This window comes from Halosimplex rarum (assembly GCF_047715405.1).
In the GTDB taxonomy this organism is placed as follows: Archaea; Halobacteriota; Halobacteria; order Halobacteriales; family Haloarculaceae; genus Halosimplex; species Halosimplex rarum.
The window spans coordinates 3,307,599-3,330,680 of record NZ_CP180412.1; the positions used below are offsets into that span (position 1 = coordinate 3,307,599).

18 protein-coding genes and 1 tRNA gene are annotated in these 23,082 nt (G+C 66.4%); 11 read left to right on the forward strand and 8 right to left on the reverse strand.

The window, feature by feature from the left end:
* Positions 1–29: 29 nt before the first annotated feature.
* On the forward strand, positions 30–380 hold the full coding sequence (locus tag ACMGFH_RS15805; protein WP_415379407.1) for a hypothetical protein: 351 nt from the start codon (positions 30–32) through the stop codon (positions 378–380).
* Positions 381–455: 75 nt separating this feature from the next.
* Positions 456–2,507 carry a DEAD/DEAH box helicase gene (locus tag ACMGFH_RS15810; RefSeq protein WP_415379408.1) on the forward strand — a complete coding sequence of 684 codons (2,052 nt, stop codon included), beginning with the start codon at positions 456–458 and terminating at the stop codon, positions 2,505–2,507.
* An 18-nt stretch (positions 2,508–2,525) separates the two neighbouring features.
* On the opposite strand, the gene ACMGFH_RS15815 is transcribed toward ACMGFH_RS15810, so the two are convergent.
* Positions 2,526–3,170 carry a hypothetical protein gene (locus ACMGFH_RS15815; RefSeq protein ID WP_415379409.1) on the reverse strand — a complete coding sequence of 215 codons (645 nt, stop codon included), beginning with the start codon at positions 3,168–3,170 and terminating at the stop codon, positions 2,526–2,528.
* Between the two features lie 217 nt (positions 3,171–3,387).
* Between ACMGFH_RS15815 and ACMGFH_RS15820 the strand changes: the two genes are divergently transcribed.
* The 4 genes from ACMGFH_RS15820 (at position 3,388) to ACMGFH_RS15835 (ending at position 7,122) form a co-directional block, all read left to right on the forward strand.
* The gene (locus tag ACMGFH_RS15820) at positions 3,388–4,200 is read left to right on the forward strand and encodes a CehA/McbA family metallohydrolase (protein WP_415379410.1); all 813 of its coding nucleotides are present in this window, start codon (positions 3,388–3,390) and stop codon (positions 4,198–4,200) included.
* A 91-nt stretch (positions 4,201–4,291) separates the two neighbouring features.
* Positions 4,292–6,166, forward strand: coding sequence for an SLC13 family permease (locus tag ACMGFH_RS15825; protein ID WP_415379411.1), 1,875 nt, complete (start codon positions 4,292–4,294; stop codon positions 6,164–6,166).
* 77 nt (positions 6,167–6,243) lie between these two features.
* Positions 6,244–6,316, forward strand: a tRNA-Pro gene (locus tag ACMGFH_RS15830).
* 260 nt (positions 6,317–6,576) lie between these two features.
* Positions 6,577–7,122, forward strand: a complete 546-nt coding sequence (locus ACMGFH_RS15835) for a hypothetical protein (protein WP_415379412.1) — start codon at positions 6,577–6,579, stop codon at positions 7,120–7,122.
* 29 nt (positions 7,123–7,151) lie between these two features.
* Here ACMGFH_RS15835 and ACMGFH_RS15840 read toward each other — a convergent pair whose 3' ends face one another.
* A complete protein-coding gene (locus ACMGFH_RS15840) occupies positions 7,152–9,017 on the reverse strand; it encodes a hypothetical protein (protein WP_415379413.1) in 1,866 nt (621 codons plus the stop codon).
* A gap of 252 nt (positions 9,018–9,269) precedes the next feature.
* Here ACMGFH_RS15840 and ACMGFH_RS15845 point away from each other — a divergent pair, with 252 nt between their 5' ends.
* The 3 genes from ACMGFH_RS15845 (at position 9,270) to ACMGFH_RS15855 (ending at position 13,831) form a co-directional block, all read left to right on the forward strand.
* Positions 9,270–12,797: an LAGLIDADG family homing endonuclease gene (locus ACMGFH_RS15845; protein WP_415379414.1), complete on the forward strand. Its 3,528-nt coding sequence runs from the start codon at positions 9,270–9,272 to the stop codon at positions 12,795–12,797.
* A gap of 12 nt (positions 12,798–12,809) precedes the next feature.
* Positions 12,810–13,163: a hypothetical protein gene (locus ACMGFH_RS15850; RefSeq protein ID WP_415379415.1), complete on the forward strand. Its 354-nt coding sequence runs from the start codon at positions 12,810–12,812 to the stop codon at positions 13,161–13,163.
* A gap of 86 nt (positions 13,164–13,249) precedes the next feature.
* Positions 13,250–13,831 carry a hypothetical protein gene (locus tag ACMGFH_RS15855; protein ID WP_415379416.1) on the forward strand — a complete coding sequence of 194 codons (582 nt, stop codon included), beginning with the start codon at positions 13,250–13,252 and terminating at the stop codon, positions 13,829–13,831.
* A 955-nt stretch (positions 13,832–14,786) separates the two neighbouring features.
* Here ACMGFH_RS15855 and ACMGFH_RS15860 read toward each other — a convergent pair.
* The gene (locus tag ACMGFH_RS15860) at positions 14,787–15,584 is read right to left on the reverse strand and encodes an IclR family transcriptional regulator (protein ID WP_415379417.1); all 798 of its coding nucleotides are present in this window, start codon (positions 15,582–15,584) and stop codon (positions 14,787–14,789) included.
* 323 nt (positions 15,585–15,907) lie between these two features.
* Here ACMGFH_RS15860 and dgoD point away from each other — a divergent pair, with 323 nt between their 5' ends.
* Complete coding sequence (dgoD, locus tag ACMGFH_RS15865; protein WP_415379418.1) at positions 15,908–17,062, forward strand: galactonate dehydratase; 1,155 nt, start codon at positions 15,908–15,910, stop codon at positions 17,060–17,062.
* A 15-nt stretch (positions 17,063–17,077) separates the two neighbouring features.
* Here the strand turns inward: dgoD and ACMGFH_RS15870 are convergent, their stop codons facing one another.
* On the reverse strand, positions 17,078–18,295 hold the full coding sequence (locus ACMGFH_RS15870) for a HEAT repeat domain-containing protein (RefSeq protein WP_415379419.1): 1,218 nt from the start codon (positions 18,293–18,295) through the stop codon (positions 17,078–17,080).
* A gap of 109 nt (positions 18,296–18,404) precedes the next feature.
* Here ACMGFH_RS15870 and ACMGFH_RS15875 point away from each other — a divergent pair, with 109 nt between their 5' ends.
* Positions 18,405–20,453: an ABC transporter substrate-binding protein gene (locus ACMGFH_RS15875; RefSeq protein ID WP_415379420.1), complete on the forward strand. Its 2,049-nt coding sequence runs from the start codon at positions 18,405–18,407 to the stop codon at positions 20,451–20,453.
* 74 nt (positions 20,454–20,527) lie between these two features.
* On the opposite strand, the gene ACMGFH_RS15880 is transcribed toward ACMGFH_RS15875, so the two are convergent.
* The 4 genes from ACMGFH_RS15880 to ACMGFH_RS15895 form a co-directional block, all read right to left on the reverse strand.
* Positions 20,528–20,752: a hypothetical protein gene (locus tag ACMGFH_RS15880; protein WP_415379421.1), complete on the reverse strand. Its 225-nt coding sequence runs from the start codon at positions 20,750–20,752 to the stop codon at positions 20,528–20,530.
* A gap of 72 nt (positions 20,753–20,824) precedes the next feature.
* Positions 20,825–21,061 carry a hypothetical protein gene (locus ACMGFH_RS15885; RefSeq protein WP_415379422.1) on the reverse strand — a complete coding sequence of 79 codons (237 nt, stop codon included), beginning with the start codon at positions 21,059–21,061 and terminating at the stop codon, positions 20,825–20,827.
* Between the two features lie 122 nt (positions 21,062–21,183).
* On the reverse strand, positions 21,184–21,936 hold the full coding sequence (locus ACMGFH_RS15890; protein ID WP_415379423.1) for a hydroxypyruvate isomerase family protein: 753 nt from the start codon (positions 21,934–21,936) through the stop codon (positions 21,184–21,186).
* A complete protein-coding gene (locus ACMGFH_RS15895) occupies positions 21,937–23,031 on the reverse strand; it encodes a Gfo/Idh/MocA family protein (protein ID WP_415379424.1) in 1,095 nt (364 codons plus the stop codon). It lies immediately after the preceding gene.
* Positions 23,032–23,082: the final 51 nt, after the last annotated feature.

Sequence of the window (23,082 nt, forward strand, 5' to 3'; positions counted from 1 at the left end):
CCATATCCGTCGCCCACCTACTGCCACACATGAGCACGCAGGAACCGGAAGACGACCGCGCCGAACCCGTGGCGACCAGGATCGAACTGTCCTTCCCGGCGGACATCGGGAAACACGGCCGCAAGCGGATCAGCTCCGAGTACTACAAGACCTATCTCAAGAAGGTCCACGACAGCGCAGCGGTCGGGGACGAGTGGGACGAGTTCACCGACGTCGGCTGCTGCGGCAGTCAGATGGACGTGCCGCTGGTCGTCGAGGGCGTGGAAGGTGGCGCCCGGATCGATTCCGACACCGAGATCGAGTACACCGAGCGCGAGGCCTGCGGCGTCAACCCCGGCTGGTCGGTCCAGCACGACGAGCCCGAGGCGCTCGACGACTGAGTCGAGTTTGCCGTTCGGTATCGAGTGCCACGACAGTCCGAATCGCTGATATACCTCGATGGCGGAGAGAGACGTGTGTCACAGCAGGTCGGCGAGGTCGGGACGCTGTTCCTCCACGAGTACGGCGACGACGTGCGGGTCGCCGTCGTCAAGGACGGGGAGCGGCGTCTCCACGCGGTGCTGGAACTCAAAGAGACCGACGCCGGGCCGCGACCGGCGCGGCTCCGCGTCAAACGCGGCTCCAGCGAGGAGCCCCGCCCGCCCGACCTGTTCCTCGAACTCGCCCGCTCGGCGACGCGGATCCGCATCTCCGAGCAGACCTCGTCGGCGACTCGCCGGCGCATCCTCGACCTCCTCGACGCCTACCAGCTGGAGGCGAAGGCGGTCCGGACCTGTCGGTACTGCGCCAGCGACGGCCACTACTCGCCGATCACCTCGGAGACGGCCATCGCGGCCGACGGCGAGTACATCTGCGTCGACTGCGCGAAGGCCGAACTCGACCGCGAGCTCGCCTACAAGGGCGAGATCACCAGCGGCGCGCGCGACCGGCTCTACGACCTCCTGCTGGAGGTCCAGGACCTCGAACGCGTCTCCAATCTCCTCAAGGGCAACCTGGACCCCGACCTGACGAAGTTCGACGAGATCTCCGCGACCGTCGACGAGGTCGACCCCGTCCGCGTCGACTCGCTGAACCTCCACCCGGGGATGCAAGAGCACCTCGAAGGCCGGTTCGACACGCTCCTGCCCGTCCAGAGCCTCGCCGTCGAGCACGGCGCGACCGAGGGCGAGGACCAGCTGGTCGTCAGCGCGACCGCGACGGGGAAGACGCTCGTCGGTGAGATGGCCGGCATCGACCGCGTGCTCAACGGTGAGGGGAAGATGCTCTTCCTCGTCCCGCTCGTCGCGCTCGCCAACCAGAAACACGAGTCCTTCGAGGAGCGCTACGGCGACATGGTCGACGTGTCCCTGCGCGTCGGCGCCAGCCGCATCAACGACGGCGGCGGCCGCTTCGACCCCGGCGCCGACGTCATCGTCGGTACCTACGAGGGCATCGACCACGCGCTCCGGACCGGCAAGGACCTGGGGAACATCGGGACGGTCGTCATCGACGAGGTCCACACCCTCGGCGAGGACGAACGGGGCCACCGCCTCGACGGACTCATCTCCCGGCTCAAGTACTACTGCGGGGAACTGGCCGACAACCGGAGCACCCACGGCACCCAGTGGATCTACCTGTCGGCGACGGTCGGCAACCCGGAGGACCTGGCGCGCAAGCTCCGCGCGAAGCTCATCGAGTTCGAGGAGCGACCGGTCCCCATCGAGCGCCACGTCACCTTCGCGGACGGTCGCGAGAAACGGCAGATCGAGAACAAGCTAGTCAAGCGGGCCTTCGACACGAAGTCGTCGAAGGGCTACCGCGGCCAGACCATCATCTTCACCAACTCCCGGCGGCGCTGTCACGAGATCTCCCGGAAGTTGCAGTACGACTCCGCGCCGTACCACGCCGGGCTCGACCACGGTCGGCGGAAGAAAGTCGAGCGGATGTTCGCCGATCAGGACCTGGCCGCGGTCGTCACGACGGCTGCGCTCGCGGCGGGCGTGGACTTCCCGGCCTCGCAGGTCATCTTCGATTCGCTCGCGATGGGCATCGAGTGGCTCACCGTCCAGGAGTTCCACCAGATGCTCGGCCGCGCCGGTCGCCCGGACTACCACGACAAGGGGACCGTCTACGTCCTCGTCGAACCGGACGGCCACTACCACAACAGCCAAGAGATGAGCGAGGACGAGGTCGCGTTCAAGCTCCTCAAGGGCGAGATGGACGCCGTGATCACGCGCTACGACGAGGGCGCGGCCGTCGAGGAGACCCTCGCCAACGTCACCGTCGCCGGCAAACACGCAAAGCGGCTCAACGACCGGATGATCGGCGAGGTCCCGACCAAGCACGCGCTGGGCAAGCTCCTGGAGTACGAGTTCATCGACGGGCTGAAGCCGACGCCGCTCGGCAGGGCGGTCACCTCCCACTTCCTCTCGCCAGACGACGCGTTCCTCCTGCTCGACGGCATCCGAAAAGGGAACGACCCCTACGAGATCGTCGCGACGATGGAGCTACGCGACGAAGAACGGTAATCGGGTCGGCCGCACGGCCTATTCTCTCCGACCGTACGCGACGCCGGAGTACCACAGCGTAGCGAAGCCGCCGAGATACCCGAGCGAACGGACGGCGCCCACAGACCAGCCCGGTAGCACCCGCTTGAGGGGGTTGGTCTCGCGGTCGTCGACGCTCCGCTGGCGCAACTGATAGAACTCGCCGTCGTGTTCGAGGTAGGTCCGTGGCAGTTTGTCGGTCGTGGTCCCGGTCCCGTTCTCGATGGCGTTCACGGCCGCGGGAAACTCGGCGGCATCGGTCGCGAGTTCGTGCTGGACCGTCTCGAACGAGACCCGCTCCATCCCGAGGACGACGGTGTGGTTCTCGACGGTCGAGACCGGGCGGTAGTACCCGTCCGGAACGGCGACGAACTCGTGCTCCGAGGCGAGGCGCTCGGAGACGCCCGTCTCGCTCCCGAAAGTGATCGTGTTGCCGTCGGTCAGATGGCGGGCGATCGCACACTCGCGGGACTGCATCGGGTGCCAGCCACACTGGGCGAACTGGGAACTGTCGGGTTCGCCCGCAGTCTCCGCTTCGTAGGTGTAGACGCGTTCGGTCGTGTCTCCGGCGGGGACTGCCAGCGGCGCCCCGGCGAGAAGGGCCACGCCGAGTATCGCGAGCAGCGTCACGCGACGATCGGGCATCAGTCGACAGTTCAGCTACCTCGGTAAGTGCTTGATGGTCCCCCCGGCGACCGGCATCACATCCGCCGACGGCGACCCGCAGCACATCCGCCGACGGCGACCGATATCACATCCGTCGCGGCGTCGGACCGACGCCGCGGACAGCACCGTTCGACCCGATTCTCACCGCGGAGAACTCATCGCGCCAGTTATGCCGGTCGGCGATCTGCTAGGTGCAATGACCGCCGCGACCGGGTCGGACCCGACCCGAACGATCACCCTGGACGCGCACGTCCACACCGACGCCTCCCACGACTGTTCTGCGACGCCCGACGCCGTCGTCGCCGCCGCCGTCGCCGCCGGCCTCGACGCGATCGCGATCACCGACCACGACGCCGCCGGCGGCGCCCGCCGAGCCGTCGCCGCCGCAGAGGGGACGGACCTGCTGGTCGTCCCCGGCGTCGAGGTGTCGACCGCCGACGGCCACCTCCTCGCGCTCGGCGTGGCGGAGACCCCCGACCCCGGACTCCCGCTCGCGACGACGACCGAACTCGTCAGGGACGACGGCGGGGTGGCCATCGTCCCGCATCCCTTTCAGGTCAGCCGCCACGGCGTCCGACGGGCGGCGCTGGCCGATTGCGAACCGGACGCCGTCGAGACGCTGAACGCGGTCGCCGTCACCGGCGCGCAGAACCGTCGCGCCCGTCGGTTCGCGGCCGCAGCGGGATACCCAGCAGTCGGCGGCAGCGACGCGCACAGGCCCGACTTGATCGGGCGAGCGTTCACGAGCGTCGAGCTCCCCGCGGGCGTCGACTGGACGACGATGACCGCCGCAGACGTGCTCGACGGGATCCGCTCCGGTGCCGCGACCGCACAGGGGACCGTCACGACGCCCGTCGAGTTCGCGCAGACCTACGCCTGGCACGCCCGCGATACCGCGGCGACGGCGCTCGGTTCGGCCGGTACCGCGGCCGCGACCGGCCGGGAGGCGATCGGGTCGCCGACGGCGGTCGGTCGTCTCCCCGACCGATTCACGGCGCGACCGAGATAACCGGCCGGCCTTCTCGGGCGGCGGATCGACGAGTCAGACCGGAGCGCAGCGATGAGTGACTTTTTTCTCGCCCCCACCAGTCGAGTTGGACGTGCCATTCGGGATCTCAGCGGCGACGGCGTTCGTCTTCCTCGTGATCCTCGCCGCGCTGATCCTCTTCGCCACCGAACCGGTCCCCGTCGATATCACGGCCATCGGCATCCTGATCGCCCTCCTGCTCGTCGAGCCGCTGTCGGCGGTCGCGGCCGATCTCGGCCTGCTCGCCGAGGGCCTCGTCGTGCTCTCGAACCCCGCCGAGGGCCTCTCGGCGACCGACAACGGTCTCTCCGGGTTCGCCAGTTCCGCGACGCTGACCGTGCTCGCGATGTTCATCCTCTCGGACGGCGTCCAGCGGACCGGCGTCGTCCAGATCCTCGGATCGAAGATAGCCGGGTTCACCCGCGAGAGCGAGGGCCGACAGCTGAGCGCGATCATCGGCCTCGTCAGCCCTATCTCCGGGTTCATCAACAACACCGCCGCGGTCGCCATCCTCCTCCCGATGGTCACCGATCTGGCCCACGAGGGCAAGACATCGCCGTCGAAGCTACTCATCCCCCTGTCGTACGCGTCGATGTTCGGTGGGATGCTCACGCTCATCGGCACGTCGACGAACATCCTTGCCTCGGAACTCTCGGGCCGGCTCATCGGCCGCACGTTCACGATGTTCGAGTTCACCCAGCTGGGGATCGTCGTCTCGATCGTCGGGACGGTGTACCTGCTGACGGTGGGCCGCTGGCTCACGCCCGCGCGCATCCCGTTCGCCGAGGACCTCACCACGGAGTTCGAGATGGGCGAGTACCTCACCGAGGTGGTCGTCCGCGAGGACTCGCCGCTCGTGGGCGAGACGGTCAGGGACGCCCTCCAAGAGACCGACTTCGACATCGACTTCGTCCAGTTGATCCGCGGCGACCGCGCGTTCACCGAGCCGCTCGACCCCAAGACGATACGGGCGGGCGACGTGTTCGCGGTGCGGACCGACCGTGACACCCTCGTGGCGCTCTCCGACTCCGAGGGGCTGGACCTGCTCCCGGAGGTCGAGGTCGACGAGGACGAACTCGAAGCCGCCAACGAGCGCGACAACCTCGTCGAGGTCGTGATCGCACCGGGGTCGAACCTCGTCGGCGAGACGCTCCGGACGACGAACTTCCGCCAGCGCTACGACGCGACCGTCCTCGCGCTCCGTCGCGGACAGGAGCTGTTCCGCCAGCGCATGGACGACGTTCGGTTGCGCGTCGGCGACACCCTCCTGATCCAGGGGCCGCCCGACAGCATCGAGCGCCTCAACGTGAACCGCGACTTCATCGTCGCCCAGGAGATCGACCGCCCGGACTACCGAAGCTCGAAGATCCCCGTCGCCATCGGCATCGTCGCCGGGGTCGTCGGCGCGGCCGCCATCGGACTTCTACCCATCGTCGTCGCCGCACTCGCCGGCGCCCTCGGGATGGTCCTCACCGGTTGCCTCAAACCCACCGAGATCTACGACGCCGTCCAGTGGGACGTCATCTTCCTGCTGGCCGGCGTCATCCCCCTCGGCATCGCCCTGGAGAACACCGGCGGCGCGGATCTGGTCGCCGACTTCGTCGTCGGGTCGGCTGTCCTCCTCCCGCCGCTGGGCGTGCTCGCCATGCTCTATCTCGTCACCGCGCTCCTGACGAACATCATCAGCAACAACGCCAGCGTCGTGCTCATGGTCCCCGTCGCCGTCGAAGCCGCCCAGCAGCTCGGCGTCAACACCTTCTCGTTCATCCTCGCCGTGACCTTCGCCGCCTCGACGGCCTTCATGACCCCCATCGGCTACCAGACGAACCTCTTCGTCTACGGCCCCGGCGGCTACCGCTTCTCCGACTACCTCCGCGTCGGGACGCCCCTCCAGCTTCTCTTCGCCGCCGTCACGACCCTCGGGATCAACTTCTTCTGGGGGCTGTGAGGACGCCGCACGGCGTTCCGGTTCGCCCCGACGCGCAACGAAACGTTTTCCACAGTTCCACCGTAACGTCTACCTGCGGGACCGTGGGGTAGCTTGGTATCCTTTCGGCCTTGGGTGCCGATAACCTCGGTTCAAATCCGAGCGGTCCCATCTCTCCGTCGCGATCCGATTCTGCGAGCGACAGCAGCGAACCCCGAGAGCGGTCGCCCGGTACTAAACGCCCACAGCACTGAGGACAGCCACTCAAGCCCTCACAAGCCGGATATCTACTCGGCCGAGGAGCACTCGGCCGCGGGGCGGACAGCGAGGGCGACGATACCCGTCGGATCTCTCTCCTTTCAGGGACCCCCGGACGCGTTTCCTAACTGGTTTGGCGGGGGTCATTTTACGCGAGCCCCCGTAGGACGGGTATGAGATCCGCGCGGGAGGACCGCCCGGTCGCGGAGATGGAAGTGGCCGGGGAGCTCGTCGCGGCGGTCGTCGACGGCGTCGAGAAGTTCTCCGCCGACGCTCGCGAACCGGCCAGGGACGCGTTCGGCGACCGCGATCTCGGGACCGCTCGGCCGGGCGAGTGGTACTCGCTCTCGGCGTACATCGAGGCGATCGACGCCGTCCACGACTTCGTCGGCGACCACGCGATCCACGCCCTCGGCCAGCGCATCGCCCGCGTGGTCGACTTCCCCGACGACGTCGACGGCGTGCCGACCGCGCTCGCGGCGCTGGACGCGGTCTATCGCGCCCAGCACCGCGGCGGCGACGCCGGTGGCTACGGCTTCCGACAGATCGGTGACGAGGACGGCCGCGTCGAGTGTCACACTCTCTATCCCTGTGCGTTCGACCGCGGCGTCGTCGAGGGCGTCGCCGTGGCCCACGCCGACGGGTTCGTCTGCGTCTGCGAGGTCGGCGCCTGCCGGGCCGAGGGCGCCGACCGCTGCACCTACGACGTGAGCTGGTAACAGTCGGGCGAGCGGGACGGAGCCGCTGCCTACAGGCCCCAGTTGTCCGTGACGACGTGGTCACTCCCGGCGGTGATCTCGTTGTACCCGCTGTCGGCCGAGAACTCGTTGTCGCGGATCCGACCGCTCACCGGGGCGTCCTCGGGGCTGTCCCAGGTGAGCTGTCCGGATTTGAAGCGGTTGCCGACGACCCGTGCGCGCGTCCCGTTGACACGCAGGGCGGTGTGATCGACGTCGAACGTGCAGTCCTTGACGGTGAGGAACTCCACGGAGCCGTCCGGGGCGACGACTAGCCCGCGTCGGTTGTTCGACGACCCTTCCGAGCGCCAGTAGACGTTTTCGAGTGTCAGGCGCCCGCTATTGAACGTGCCGGAGTAGTAGTCTCCGCCGCTGTTGACGATCGTCGAGTCGGCGATCGTCATGTTGCAGGCGTTCTCGACGGCGAGGACGTGGCCCGCCCCCTCGTCGTGGACCGTCAAGTTTCGGAACGTGACCTCCGACCCGGTGTTGCTGCCGCGCAGCAGGTTGTTGACGCCGCTCTCGCGGTGGACGTAAATCCCGTCGAACAGGGCCGGCCCGTGTTCGGCGTAACAGGCCAGGGCACTGGTGTAGGGTTTGCAGTCCATGTCGATCTCGACCCGACAGTTCCGGGCCGTGTCGCCCTCGCCGAGGCGGATGTTGGCCAGCCCGTTGTTCCGCGCGACGCAGTTCTGGACGTGGACCTCGCCGCTGGAGTCTATCCGGTCCGCGCTGTCGTGGCGTTTCAGGTAGAACCCGTTGTTCGGGAACCCCTGGACGACGCAGTTTACGAGGTGGAGGACGCCCTCGTGTCGGTCCGGGTACGTCCTGATGCCGATGAACTCGTCGGCCTGGCTGGCCTTGTCGGCGAACTCCCCGCCGTCGGGCAGGCGCACCTCGACGCGGCCGACCCCGTGGGGATCCCGTACGGAGAGCGTGACCGTCTCAGTCGTCGGGTCCGCGGCCCCCGCCCAGGTGCGCTTCCCGACCACGTCGACGTTCCTGACGTCCATGTACCCGCCGGCGTGAGCAGCGAGCGCGGGCGCGTTGACGTCTCCGATGTCGATGGTGAGGCTATCGACGAAGATCTTCCCCGCGGGGTCGCCGCTGTCCCGGTCGTCGATACAGATGCCCTCGTCCGGCGTGTCGGACGGGACGCCGCGCAGACTGAGCGCCGCGTGTTCGAGCGAGTTCGCGACGTCGATCGTCGCCTCGGGCTTGCCGACGAAGGCGATCGACTCGAAACTCGACGCCTGGAACCCTTCGGTCAGTCGGTAGGTCCCGCTAGGGAACGCGAAGACCGTCTTCGGACCGAGGTTCTCCGCCAGGACGTCGCCGACCGGTTCCTCGCCGGTCGGGTCCCCGCCGGCCTCGACGACGTCAACGACGTTCCAGCCATCGATCGACGGGTGCTCCAGCGACACGCCGCCTCTCACGTCGAGACTACCCGGTTGCTGGACGCCCGGATCGGACGCCGGCGCGCCCCGGATCGGCGACTGGAACTTCACCGGCCCCGGCTCGTCCTCGACGCCGCTCTCGGTGGCGCGCATGAACCACGTCTGCGCCGTCGCATCGAGGAGCTGGACGTTCCCGGCCTCCCCGTCGTCCGTGCCGCTGGTGATCAGCGAGAAGTAGTTCCCGACGGGATCCCCGGAGGCGACGATGTCGTTGACGTTCTCGATCGTCCGCGCATCCTGGACGTCGGCACCGGCGCCGGCGTCCCCCCCGTTCGCGCTGACGAGCCCCGGTATCGAGAGGCCGAGCCCCGCGGCCCCCGCCAACGACATGGCGCGTCGCCGCGTGACACCCGTCGCGTCGACTTCCCCCTGGTTTCGATCCCCCTGTTCGTGACCGCTGACGTCATTCTCTGATGACATCGGTAAAACAAGAATCCATTGATAGTATAGGTTTTCTGGTACTGCTGTCGCTCGCAGTCGCGGTGCCGTCGGGTACCGTCCGACTGCGAATCCCCTCGGCCGGGAGGAGGACTCCGGAGCGCAGGGCCCACCAGGCTGCGGTCGTGCGGTCTTGCCGTGCAGTCGCTGGTCGGTGCGGCGGGTACGGCCGTTCACTTTCGCCCCGGTTTGCGAACCTTCTTATCCGAGGGAGGGCTAAACTGGGTTCACCCAATGGCGCGCGCGGAGAACACCGAACTGATCGACGCCTTCGAGGACCTCTACCGGGACTACTACCGCAACGAGATCGGCGACCTCGCGCAGAAGTACCCGACCGAGCAGAAGTCTCTCTATCTCGACTGGCAGGACATCTACCGGTTCGACCCCGACCTCGCCGACGACGTGCAGAGCCATCCCGAAGAGCTCCGGGACTACGCCGAGGAGGCGTTGCGACTCTACGATCTGCCCGTCGACGTGAAGCTCGGGCAGGCCCACGTTCGCGTCCACAACCTCCCCGACTCGACCGATATCAGGGAGATCCGCGCCGACCACCGCGGCCAGCTCATCAGCGTTCAGGGCATCGTCCGCAAAGCGACGGACGTCAAACCCAAGATCACCCAGGCCGCCTTCGAGTGCCAGCGTTGCGGCACGCTCACCCGCATCCCCCAACAGACCGGCGACTTCCAGGAGCCCCACGAGTGTCAGGGCTGCGAACGCCAGGGCCCGTTCCGCATCAACTTCGACCAGTCGGAGTTCATCGACGCCCAGAAGATTCGCGTCCAGGAGTCCCCCGAGGGGCTACGCGGCGGCGAGACGCCCCAGAGCATCGACGTCAACATCGAGGACGACATCACCGGCGAAGTGACCGCCGGCGACCACGTCCGCGTCTCCGGCGTCCTCAAGCTCGACCAGCAGGGCAGCGACCAGGACCAGTCGCCCATGTTCGACGTCTACATGGACGGCTACTCGGTCGAGATCGAGGACGAGCAGTTCGAGGAGATGGACATCACCGAGGAGGACAAACAGGAGATCATCGAGCTCTCCAGCGAGGAGGACATCTACGAGGAGATGGTCGGCGCCATCGCCCCGTCCATCTACGGCTACGACCGCGAGAAGCTCTCGATGATCCTCCAGTTGTTCTCCGGGGTCACGAAACACCTTCCCGACGAATCCCGGATACGTGGCGACTTGCATATGCTTCTGATAGGGGATCCGGGTACGGGGAAGTGCGTCGCGGGCGATACCCGTGTGACGCTCGCCGATGGACCGGAAGTCCCGATTCAGGATCTCGTAGAGGAAAATCTCGACGATCCGAAACCCGTCGACGACGGCGTCTGGGACGCCGTCGATGTCGAGGTCCCGTCACTGCAGGACGACGGGAGTCTCGGCTCCCAGCGAGCGACCAAGGTCTGGAAGCGGGAAGCGCCGGATCGCATGTATCACGTCCGTACCTCGACGGGTCGCGAACTCGACGTGACGCCCTCACACCCACTGTTCGTTCAGTCCGGCGGCCGGTTCGAGGCAGTGAAAGCCGAGAATCTCGTGGAGGGGGACTTCATCGCAGTTCCGCGCCGGCTTCCGGTCGAAGGTCAGACGGACCTCGATATCGACTTCCGAGAGTCACGTGCACACAACCGGATCGACCTCGATCTCCCCGAAGAATGGACGCCCGACCTCTCGCGGCTAGTCGGTTATATCACCGCCGAGGGATACGTCGAACAGCGGTCCGACAACACCGGCTTCGTCTCGATCACGAACAACGATCGAGAAGTGCTCGACGACGCCACTGAAGTTCTCGGCTCTCTCAACCTGAACATCACCGAACGTTCCTCGCACAACGGTAAGGACGCAAGAGAACTGATGTGTTCTGCCGGCGAGTTCGTGAGTTTCCTCCGGCAGTTGGACGAAACACTACTCGAATCCTCTGCGCAGCGTCGCGTGCCGCGGCCGCTGATGCGAACGACGAAAGAGATCAAAGCCGCGTTCCTCAAGGGATACATCGAGGGCGAAGGACATGTTTCGGCGTCACAGCGAGAGGTCACTGTCGCTTCGATGAGCAAGCGGCTCTTAGAGGATGCCCGTTCGCTGCTACTCACTTTCGGTATCTCTTCCCAGTTACAACCCCGAGAGAACGGGAGCTACCGGCTCAGGATATCCGGTGAGGCGTTCGCAGAATACGTCCACCGAATCGGGTTCGTGACTGAACGAAAAGCGCGCGCGTGCGCTGAGTACGACGGCCACTCCAGTAATCCGAACCTGGACGTGATACCCGATCTCGGTACGGACCTCAAACGGATCCGGGAGGCGCTGGGACTGACTCAACACGAGTGTGGAATCCCCCGGTCGACGTACCAACATTACGAGCATGGTCGGAGAAATCCCAGCCGTGAGAGTCTTTCAGCGGTCGTTCAGGCGTTCAAATCGAAAGTCGAAGAGGTAGAACCGATCAGTAGATCGCCAGCAGAAGTAAACACAGACGGTGGCGGCCTCGTTACGCTAAGACGAGATATCGAAGCACTCGGAGCGTTGGTCGATGGCGATGTCGGATGGGACCGTATCGAGTCGATCGAGTCTGTCAAACCAGACGATGAATGGGTGTACGACCTCGAAATCGAGGGGACACACAATTACGTGTCGAACGGTGTCATCTCCCACAACTCCCAGATGCTCTCGTACATACAGAACATCGCCCCGCGCTCTGTCTACACGTCGGGGAAGGGCAGCAGTTCGGCGGGGCTGACAGCAGCCGCCGTCAGGGACGACTTCGGCGACGGCCAGCAGTGGACGCTGGAAGCCGGCGCGCTCGTGCTGGCGGACCAGGGAATCGCCGCGGTCGACGAACTGGACAAGATGGCCGCCGACGACCGCTCTGCGATGCACCAGGCGCTCGAACAGCAGGAGATCAGCGTCTCGAAGGCCGGGATCAACGCGACGCTCAAGTCGCGCTGTTCGCTGCTGGGGGCGGCGAACCCCAAGTACGGCCGGTTCGACCAGTACGAGCCCATCAGCGAGCAGATCGACCTCGAACCCGCGCTCATCTCCCGGTTCGACCTGATCTTCACGGTCACCGACCAGCCCAACGAGGAGAAAGACCGGAACCTGGCCGACCACATCCTGCGGACCAACTACGCGGGTGAGCTCCACACCCACCGCGTCGAGTCGAACACGTCGAACTTCAGCGACGAGGAGGTCGAGAACGTCACCGACGACGTGGCGCCGACCATCGAGCCGGAGCTGCTGCGCAAGTACATCGCCTACGCGAAGCGCAACTGCTACCCGACGATGACCGAGGAGGCTCGCGAGGAGATCGAGGACTTCTACGTCGACCTGCGGACCCAGGGCGCCGACGAGGACGCGGCGGTGCCGGTCACCGCCCGGAAACTGGAGGCGACGGTGCGGCTGGCCGAGGCGTCGGCGCGGGTCCGCCTGTCCGACAAGGTGACAGCCGAGGACTCCCAGCGGGTCATCGAGATCGTCCGCTCGTGCATGGAAGACGTGGGCGTGGACCCGGAGACGGGCGAACTCGACGCCGACATGATCGAGGCGGGGACGACCAAGAGCCAGCGCGACCGGATCAAGAACCTCAAGACGCTCATCGAGGACCTGGAAGACGAGTACGACGACGGCGCGCCCGTCGACGTCGTCGTCGAGCGTGCCGAGGAGGTCGGCATGGACCAGTCCAAGGCCGAACACGAGATCGAGCAACTCAAACAGAAAGGCGAGGTGTACGAGCCCCGCACCGACCACCTCCGCACGACCTGATCACCGACGACGATGGACCGTATCTCCGCCCTCCGCAACGTCGAGGCCGCCCTCGGGGAGTTCGAGGACGGCGAGATCGATCTCGCGGAGCTGGAGCGTGAAGTCCGCGGGACGCTCCGAACCTACGCGACGGAGTTCGACGGGGATCTCGCCGCTTACCGAGTCAGCAGTGCGGACCGAGACGACCGCGACGACGGGAAGTCCCGCGACGGCCGGGGCGACGGCGACGCCCACCTCGACGACGGAGCGCAGCACGTGGACGGGACGGTCGTCCTCGCGGGGTCGCCACAGGGCGCCCGCGAGCGGGTGCGGGAACTGCTGGACCGACCCGGGGAGTTCACGGTCGAGCGGTTCGACGGGTCGTAGCGGACGGCCGGGCCGCGGCCGACCCGTGCGGAACGGAAGGATTTTGGTCGCGCCGCGGATACACCGAGTGAACAGACCGACCAGTGATGACCGATCTCAGCTCCGAACTGGCCGACGCCAGGAACGTGTTGCTGTGCGCGCCGTCGATGACCGGCGGGGAAGGCGAGGCCTGTACCGACCTGTTGATCCCGTCGGACCCCGGCGGGGCGAACGTCCTGTGGGTGACCTTCCGCGGGAACGCGAGCGACTGCCTCGACCAGTGGGCCGCGGCGACCGACGAACAGCCCGCTCACGCGGCGGTCGTCGTCGTCGGCGAGTCCCGAGGCCGGATCCCCGAGGGCGTCACCGTCGAGCACGTCTCCTCGCCGAGCGACCTGACCGGGCTCGGCATCGCGATCGGCGAGTTGCTCTCGGAGTGGGAGGAAGCGCCGGTCGTCTGCGCCGACTCGCTGACGGCGATGCTCCAGTACGTCGAAGCCGAGACGGCCTACGAGTTCCTCCACGCGATCACCGGTCAGCTCTACGCCGCCGACGCCCGAGCGCACTTCCACATCGATCCGACCGCCCACGACCGGAAGACGGTCGACAGCATCGCCTCGCTGTTCGACGCCGTCGTGGAGTTCGGCGACGGCGAACCGAAGATCCGCAAACGCCACCTCCTGCGGTGACCGCGGTCGCGACGAACACCGCGCCCGACCGATTCCTCGATTTCCGTGGACTGCCGGCTGCTCTATCACGACTACCGGGAAGTCGAATCTAGAATCGACACTGACGGGCGGACCCTCTCGACTCCTGTGAACCGTACGGTACTTCCCTGGAACCCGAGCAGGTCGTTCTACACCACCGTGAGCGGCTGTCGTCGCGGATGTGTGCGATCTGGTCGACCAGCTGGCAGAAGTAACGGTATTCGAACATATCAGACATGCCATCAGATTTCACATATGTGTTATTCTAGTCCGAGCCCCCAACCCATAATATTTGCAGAAGGGAGAAAATATACAACTACAGTATAGATCCAGTAAATATATCGCGAATTTCGCCATATCGTGAGTGATCTACCCCATATGACCCCAATAACCGTGCATCCGGTCAAGCCACCGAGAGTGGGCGTGGTTTGATAGCGGCTTCGGAGCCAGTATCGGTATATATCCCGATATCCGCCGTTATGGATGGTAGTCTGATTGCCGAAGACGTCGAGTTTCACACGACGCCAGTATCGACGCGGATGCCGCCCGTCTGCATGAAGTAATTTATTAATATATTATTGGATTCTGAATGTTTCGTTTTCGATCGAGGTCGACGACGGTCCGGTCGGGACTACGAACCCGGTCGAAGTTTGACCTGCGCCCGCATTGATTACACGACTACGAGTGTAATTACAGTCCGTGGCTCCGCCAGGGAAGCTGGCCGTGGACTGTCGCCGTCGGCCACCGCACGCCGAGTCCACCCCGAGCGTACCGACGGGGACGTTGTGTCCCTCAGAATCGACCTCCCGACCCAGAGAGCAGCGAAAGACGAGCCGACGTCCTGACGATCGTTCTCGATCGGAGAACGATCCGGCATTCAGGGCCGGGAAAGTTATCCAAAGATAGTGATCAAATGGTGTCGGTCTACGTGCCAGCGCTAGCTCCGGTCCCCGGGCGCGTTCTCGATACGGTAACGTTCCGCAGAGAGGAGTTCGTTTTCGATCGACCTGGCGGCGCTGATCACGAGGCCGGTGACGTCTTCTTCGAGTCGCTTGCCGGACATCTGCGAGATGTCCCCGGAGACGCTGATAGCGCCGAGCGGCTCCCTGTTCCGGTCGAGGACCGGGGAGGCGACGCACTGGTGTCCGTCGAGGTACTCTTCGCGGTCGAAGGCGACGCGCTGGTCACGGACCGTCTGGAGCTCCCGTTCGAGGTCGCCGCGGTCCGTTATCGTCTTGTCAGTGTACTTGGGCAGGCCTTCTCGCTGGAGAACGAGATCTCGGTCGTTCTCCGGGAGGAACGCCAGGATCGCCTTTCCGCCGGCGGTCGCGTGGAACGGCGCCGTGTCGCCCTCGGTGTTGGCGGGATCCGAGTCGGAATAGGCGTTCACGCACACGACGTAGATCCCGTTCCGACCCTCGTGTGCGATGAAGTTCGCGACGTGGCCGGTCGTTTCAGCGAGGTCCTCGACGACGTCCCGGAGCAGCGCGACCGGGAACCGTTCGCTCGCGCGGGACGCGAGGCTGAGAAATCGGTTGCTGAGGTAGTAATCGTCGCCGTGCCGGACGAGATAGCCCAGCTGCTCCAGCGTCTGGACGTGCTTGTAGACTGCGCTCTTTGACAGGTCGACTGCCCGAGCGAGTTCGCTCACCCCCGCACTCCCCTCGCGTTCGAGGGCCTCGATGATCCGAAAGCTCGATTCGGTGGCCTTCACCGAGGGGCCGTCGTTGTTCATGATACGTGGACGCAACCCCCACGGTAATAGTTGTTCGTAAATGGTAAACTTGATACTGTCTTCGGGGCCGGTCCCGGGGTCGTCAGCGTCGACTCAGATCGGTCGTACTGGTACCCGAAGACCGTGCCTGGAAGCATCGCTCCACACCGCTCGAACGTTAGCGGCAGCGCGAAGGGGGCTGTGAGAGTCTCTGAGTGCTGAGCGTCGTGGGGCCTCTTCGCGACTCGGTCACGTTCCCGACGGGCCCGTTTCGACCACCGTCCGAGATCCCGTGGGTCGATTTTACATGAGTGGCACGTGATCACATCACTAGATAATCGCCAATGAGCCGGATAGTAAATTACGAGCTGTTCGAGGTTCCCCCGCGGTGGCTGTTCCTGCGGGTCGAGACCGACGACGGAACCGTCGGCTGGGGAGAGCCGGTCGTCGAAGGGCGCGCTCGGACCGTGCGGACCGCGGTCGAGGAGCTGATGGACAACTACCTGCTGGGGGCGGATCCGGGCAGTATCGAAGACCACTGGCAGACGATGTATCGCGGCGGCTTCTATCGGGGCGGCCCGGTCCTGATGTCGGCCATCGCCGGTATCGACCAGGCGCTGTGGGACATCAAGGGCAAACAGCTCGACACGCCCGTCTACGAACTGCTCGGTGGCGCGGCGCGCGACCGGATCCGCGTCTACCAGTGGATCGGCGGGGATCGGCCGTCCGACGTCGCCGACGAGGCGACGACGAAGGTGGACGCGGGCTTCTCGGCGCTCAAGATGAACGCGACGGGGAAGATCGAACGCGTCGACGACCCCGAGACGATCGAGACCGCCGTCGAGCGGCTCCGCAAGGTCCGGGAGGCGGTCGGCGACGGCGTCGACATCGGGGTCGATTTCCACGGTCGAGTCAGCAAACCGATGGCGAAGAAACTCGCCAAGGCCCTGGAGCCCTACGAGCCGATGTTCATCGAAGAACCCGTCCTCCCCGAACACAACGACGCGCTCCCGGCGATCGCGTCGCACACCACCGTCCCGATCGCGACCGGCGAGCGGATGTACTCGCGGTGGGACTTCAAGGAGGTCTTCGAGGACGGCGCGGTCGACGTCATCCAGCCCGACCTCAGCCACGCCGGCGGGATCACCGAGGTCAAGAAGATCGCCGCGATGGCCGAGGCCTACGACGTGGCGCTTGCCCCGCACTGTCCGCTCGGGCCCATCGCGCTGGCCTCCTGCATCCAGGTCACCACCTGCTCCCCGAACACACTCATCCAGGAACAGAGTCTGAACATCCACTACAACGAGACCAGCGACGTGCTGGACTACCTCACCGAACCGTCTGTGTTCGAGTACGAGGAGGGATACGTTCGCGTCCCCGACGCGCCGGGGCTCGGCATCGACGTCAACGAGGAGTACGTGCGCGAGCAGTCCGAGAAGACCGTCGACTGGCACAACCCCGTCTGGCGCCACGAGGACGGGAGCGTCGCCGAGTGGTGAGGAGCGGCGTCACCGTCACTCGTCGGCCGCGATGCGGCCGAGGACCGTCTGCGCGGTCGTCTGAACTCGTTCGTCGGGATCGTCGGTGGCGACGGTCCGCAGGTCCGCGAGTGCACGCTCGGTCCCGGCGTCCCCGAGCGCGAGCACCGCGCTCGCGCGGACGTCCGGGTTCGCGTCGTCCAGCGCCGCCACGAGCGAGTCGATAGCCGGGTCCACGGCGTCGGGTCGGTTTTCGGCGACGTACGCGAGCAGCGTCGCGCTCGCGACGCGTGCGCCGGGCGCTTCGGCGTCGAGGAGGGCCGCGAGCGCGTCGACGTCGGCGGCGACCGCGTCGGCGACGCGCTGACCGTGGGTGTCCGCCAGGATGCCGAGCGCCCAGGCGGCGCTCGTGGCGACCGCCGCGTCCGCGTCGTCGAGGAGCGCAGCGAGGTCGTCGGTCGTTCCGGCGGCGGCCGCGGGATCGGATTCGGCGACCTGTCCGAGCGTCTCCGCTAGCGTCGCCCGGGCGACCCCGACCGATTCGGACCGGAGAGCGTCGACGAGCGCCGGACGGACCGACGAAACTGCCTCCGGTCGCGCGCCGAGCGTCTCGTTCACGACGCCGACGATCCGGTCCCGCTGCCGGCCGAGTTCCGTCGCCTGGCGTCGCCGGAACTCACGTGCCGCGGGCGAGCGAGCGGTCACGTCGTCGGAGCCACCGGACTGACCGGCCGCCGAGTCCGCCAACGCGTCGAGGGCGTCGAGCAACGGTGGAACCAGCGGGACGGCGGCGTCGGGATCCGACTCGGCCACGACGGCCGCGATGTCGAGGCCGACGCTCAGCAGATCCGGGCTGGCGGGATCGAGCAGTTCCGGGAGGGAGTCGACGGCCGCGTCGGCGGTCTCTGGGTCCTGAACCGCGACGTCTCGGAGTGCCGTCCCCGCGTGCTTTCTGACGACGTGGTCGTCGTCCGCCAGGGACCGGGCGAGTTCGGTCGCGACAGCCGGATCGGTTTCCGGATGCACCTCGAAGCACGTTCGGAGCGCGAGCGCGGCGCCTCGCCGAACGATGACGTCGTCGTCGGTGAGACGGGCGGCGACGGCGGCCACGGCTGCGCTCCGACGCTCCCCCTCGAACGAGCGGAGCGTCTCGCCGACGACGCCCGCCTCGCGAGGGAACGCTTCGAGCGATCCGGCGACGGCTTCCGGGGCGACGGTAGCGCGGTCTCGAAGCTGTTCGGGTCGCTCGGTCATGTGAGAACACCGGAACGGGGACGCGTAAATCGTTTCGGGGGATGACGCGCGAATCCATCATCATAATTCCTAGACAAAATTTATCAGTTGCGCACGTTTGGGTCGACCCATGCCAACAGATGGCAAGCTCGGTAGTGAACCGTACTCGCGACGAGAGGCGCTCAAGGGGCTCTCGGCGGTGTCGGGGCTCGCGATCCTGGCGGGGTGTTCGCAGAACGGCGACGGGAGTTCCGACGGCGGCTCCGACGGGGGTTCCGACGGTGGCGGTGACGGCGGCTCAGACGGTAGCTCCGACGGGGGCTCCGACGGCGGGTCGAACGGCGGTTCCGACGGTGATTCCGGGACGGGATCGACGCCCCAGACGGTTGATACGCCGCTTCGGTGGGCGGCGGCCAGGAGCGGTGACCCGCTCACCGAGCACGAGACGAACCCGTTCAGTCCGAAGAACTACGACGAGACGATCCGCCTGGTCTACGCGCGGCTGGGCGGGCAGTCGCTCACGACCGGGCAGTGGATGAACCTCGACGAGGTCAACCTCTCGGAGGAGCAACCCTCCGAGATCGACGCGGAGAACAACGAACAGCGTCTCACGATCAGAGACGGCGTCCACTGGCACCGGGGCACCGAGATCGTCGACCCGGTCACCGCGGAGGACTTCAAGGTCTCCGAGGAACTCGCCCGACGGATGACGCCGCAGGCCAACAGGGCCGAGAATCCGATGGTCGTCGGCTGGGAGGTCGAGGGCGACAACGACAAAACGCTCGTCCGAAAGCTGAACCCGGACGGGTGGAACGCCAACCTGGCGACCGGCCTCTGGCGCATCCAGATCGACCAGTACCGGGACGGGTGGTACGCCGGGAAACTCCAGGAGATCAAAGACGCCTCGACGGTGGACGCGCGCAACTCCATCAGGACCGAGGTCCAGGAGCACTCGGAGACGCTCGCGGACGACCCGCTGCTCTCGGGTCCCTGGATGCTGAAGAACGTCAACCAGAACAAAGCGACGTTCGAGCGCAACCCGGATCACTGGTCGGCCGGGGAGACGAACTTCAACAACTTCGAGCTCGTGCGCCTGGGCGGCGGCGGAAACTCCGGCTACCAGGGGCTGGCGAGCGACCGGATCGACATCGAACAGGGCGGGCTCCCGTCGGCGATCTCGAACGCCCCGCAGACCGTCACGGAGGTCTCCTCCGCGCCGGGCGCGAGCTTCGGCTGGACGTTCGTCATCAACTACGGCGGGGACAAGGTCGACCCGTGGCTCAAGGCCGACCACGACAACGGCGTCGTCCCGGCTCGCGCGGGGAAGATCCGCCAGGCCATCGCCCACGTCATCTCGGAGCAGGACATCATCCAGAACCAGCTCGGCTCCCGCGCGGCGAGCGCTATCAGCCCCTGGGAGAAGCAGACGCTCATCGGCACGCCGGCGGCCGCCGAGCGCTTCCCCGACGTGGTCGGCAAACTGGAGACGACCGCCGGCGAGAACACCGACGTCGCCACGAAGCGCATGGAATCGGTCGGGCTCACGAAGGAAGACGGGATGTGGGTGAAACCCAACGGCGAGACGCTCTCGCTGACCATCCAGTCGTACGCGAACAACCGCGCGATGTTCGAGACGATCAAGGAGGACCTGAACGCCTTCGGGATCGACGTCGAGCACTCGACGCCGGAGTCGTCGGTCGTGTTCAGCGAGCTGAGCGAGGGCTCGTTCGGCGCGGCCCAGGTCTGGACCAGCGCCAACGGGCCGTTCGAAGGGGAGGTCGACACCCGGTTCAGTCCGGGCGCGTGGTACGACAGCAGACGCGTCATCGACTACGAGATTCCGCCGGAGATCGGCGACTACGGGGGTGAGGCGTCGGAAACATTCAACGCCGGCGAAGCGTGGAAACAGCTCAGAACGCAGTCCGTCGAGGAGAACAACGAGGTCCTCCCCAAGATCCTCTGGACCTTCGCGTACCACATGCCGAACATCATCTTGTTCCCGTACCCGAACCAGACAATGGTCAACACGCGCCACTTCGAGTGGCCCCAGCCCATGCCCGAGAAGGGGAGCAACGGCGTTGCGACGGCGACGGACGAACACCACCCGGTGTGGGGCGCCACCGAGAACTGGCGGCAGCTCCGTCGCGGCATCCCCTCGATCACCGCCAAGACGCAGTGACCTGACCGCGACACAGCCGTCCCACCGAACTCGTATTCTCCGCAGCCCGTCGCGTTTTCGGTGCTATCACGATTCTACGCGGCGTACTCGTCGTGATCGGCCTGGATCCGGTAGCGGTACACCGCGTAGATGACGACGAAGTTGATCACCAGGAAGCCCGCCGAGAAGTACATCACGTACCGGGTCGCCGGGCTGATCTGGACGTCCGTGAACGCGATCGCCGCCGCGGAGAACAACAGCAGCGCCGTCAACATCACGTTGACCGGGACCGCCCTCCGGGCTAGCTCCTCGAGTTCCATACTCGACGTTCACGATAGATCGCCGTATAACTTCCCCCGGCCAGGCGACGGTCGCGGCGACCGGCCAGCCGTTCAGACGAGTCTGGAGAGGATCGCGACTGGGAGGAAGACGAACAGCGCCGAGACGACCGAGAAGAGGACGACGTACGAGACGAGCATCCCGGCGACCGTCGGGAACCCGACGAGGTCGGCCACGACGGCGGAACCGAGGATCAGGGCGACGAACAACGCGTAGTAGAGTTTGAACCGGTGGTCGTTGAGCAACCGCTGGACCGATGTCCCCGTCTGGTAGTAGCTCTCGTACGACATTAGTTCACGTTCCTCATTGCCAGCTATTAAATTTTCCTCCGGAGCGACCGCCGACCGACGGCCGCCGTCGCCGTCAGTCGTCTGGTCGAACGCGCGGAGCCAGCAGAGAGACGGAGCGGCCGTCAGCGGCAGTTCAGGACCGCGTCCATCGCCGCCTCGGGGTCGCCCGTGGGTCGGAACTCGCAGCCGACGTAGCCGTCGTAGCCGGCCTCGTCGAGCGCCGCGAAGACGTTCGCGTAGTTGAGTTCGCCAGTCCCCGGTTCGTGCCGACCGGGCACGTCCGCGATGTGGACGTGACCGATCCGGTCGACGTTCTCGGTGACGGTCTCGATGACGTTCCCCTCGGTGATCTGCTGGTGGTACACGTCGTAGAGGAGGCGGACGTTCGGCGAGCCGACGTCGTCGACGATGTCGAAGCCCTCCGCGGAGGTCGTCAGGAAGTAGCCGGGATGGTCGACCTCGGTGTTGAGCGGCTCCAGCGCGAGCGTCACGCCGGCGTCCTCCGCATCGGCGGCCACGTCCGAGAGCACGTCGACGACGGTCTCGTACTGCGTCTGGCGGTCGAGCCCGTCCTGGTCGGGGCCGGTCGTCGCGATCAGCGTTGAGCAGCCGAGGTCGCTGGCGGTCTCGATCGACTCGCGGATCGTCGCGGCCGCCTCGTCCGCCTGGTCGGGGTCGGTGAGGGTCCCGCCGGCGCCGAACGCGGCGACGGGCGCGTTCGCCTCCGCGGCGGCCGCTTCCACGGCGTCGAGGTCCTTATCGCGCCACCCCCAGAACTCGACGGCGTCGGCGCCAGCGGCGACCGCACGCGGGATCCGGTCGTGGAACGGCTCGTCGTCGAAGACCATCTCGACGCAGACCGAGATGTCGGGCATCTATCCGTCCCTCGGTTCGGGGTTCAGCTCCCCGGATTCGACCATCTCGACGAGCGGGTTGTCGTCGATCTCCAGGGGGAGGTCGACGCGGCCGCGCTTCCGGGAGGACTCCCACGTCGCGAAGATGAGCTCCGTCGCGTTCAGCGCGTTCTCCGCGCCGAGTTCCGGGGTCTCGCCTTCGCGGAGACAGCGGACGTTCTCGGCGATCGCGCGGTCGACGAACTCCCAGCTGTGCAGTCCGTCTTCGGTCTCGACGGTCTCCCACTGCGCGTCGCCGTGGCGACGGATCCGCAGCGGGGGCGTGTCGTCGCCGGCGGGCCCGACTTCGATGACGCCGTCGGATCCGACGAGGCGGTTGTGACAGGCGATCGCTTCCGCCGGCCCGCCGGTGCCGGTGCCGTCGGTGCCGGCCAGCCCGTGGACGCCGTTCTCGTACTGCCACATGACCATCGCCTGGTTCTCGTTGTGCGAGCCGAACAGGACGTTCTCCTCGCGGTAGTCGATCTGGCCCATCACCCACTCGCCGGGCGTCTCGTCGTTGAAGTAGTTACAGAGGTCGAACGAGTGGCTGCCGTAGTCGAAGATGCCGACGCCCGCCGAGAACTCGACGCGTTCGAGGTCGCCGATCTCGCCGTCGTCGAGCAGCTGCTTGGCCGTCCGGACCGCGTCGCTGAACCGGCGCTGGTGGTTGAAGGTGAGCTGGACGCCGTGGCGGTCAGCCTCCTGGGCCATCATGCGCGCGCCGCCGTAGGTCTCGGCCATCGGCTTCTCGCAGTGGATCGCCTCCACGGAGTCGGCGCGGATGCAGTCGATGCAGATGGGCGCGTGGATCGACGGAGGGACGCAGACGGAGACGATGTCGGGTTCGACCGCTTCCAGCATCGCCTCGTAGTCCTCGTAGATCCCCCCTTCGTCGATATCGTACTCCGCCGCGAACGCCTCGGCGTTCTCGCGGACGATGTCGGCGCACGCGACCAGTTCCGCGTCGTCCAGTTTCTCGTAGCCGTTCGCGTGGTGGTAGGCCATCGCGTAGCCGTCGCCGCCGGGGTCGTCGGGCTCCGCGCCGGTACCTATCACTGCTACCTGGTAGGACATGCTCGCACCTTCAGAAGATCTAATAATAATGGTTTGCGTTGCGGATCATCT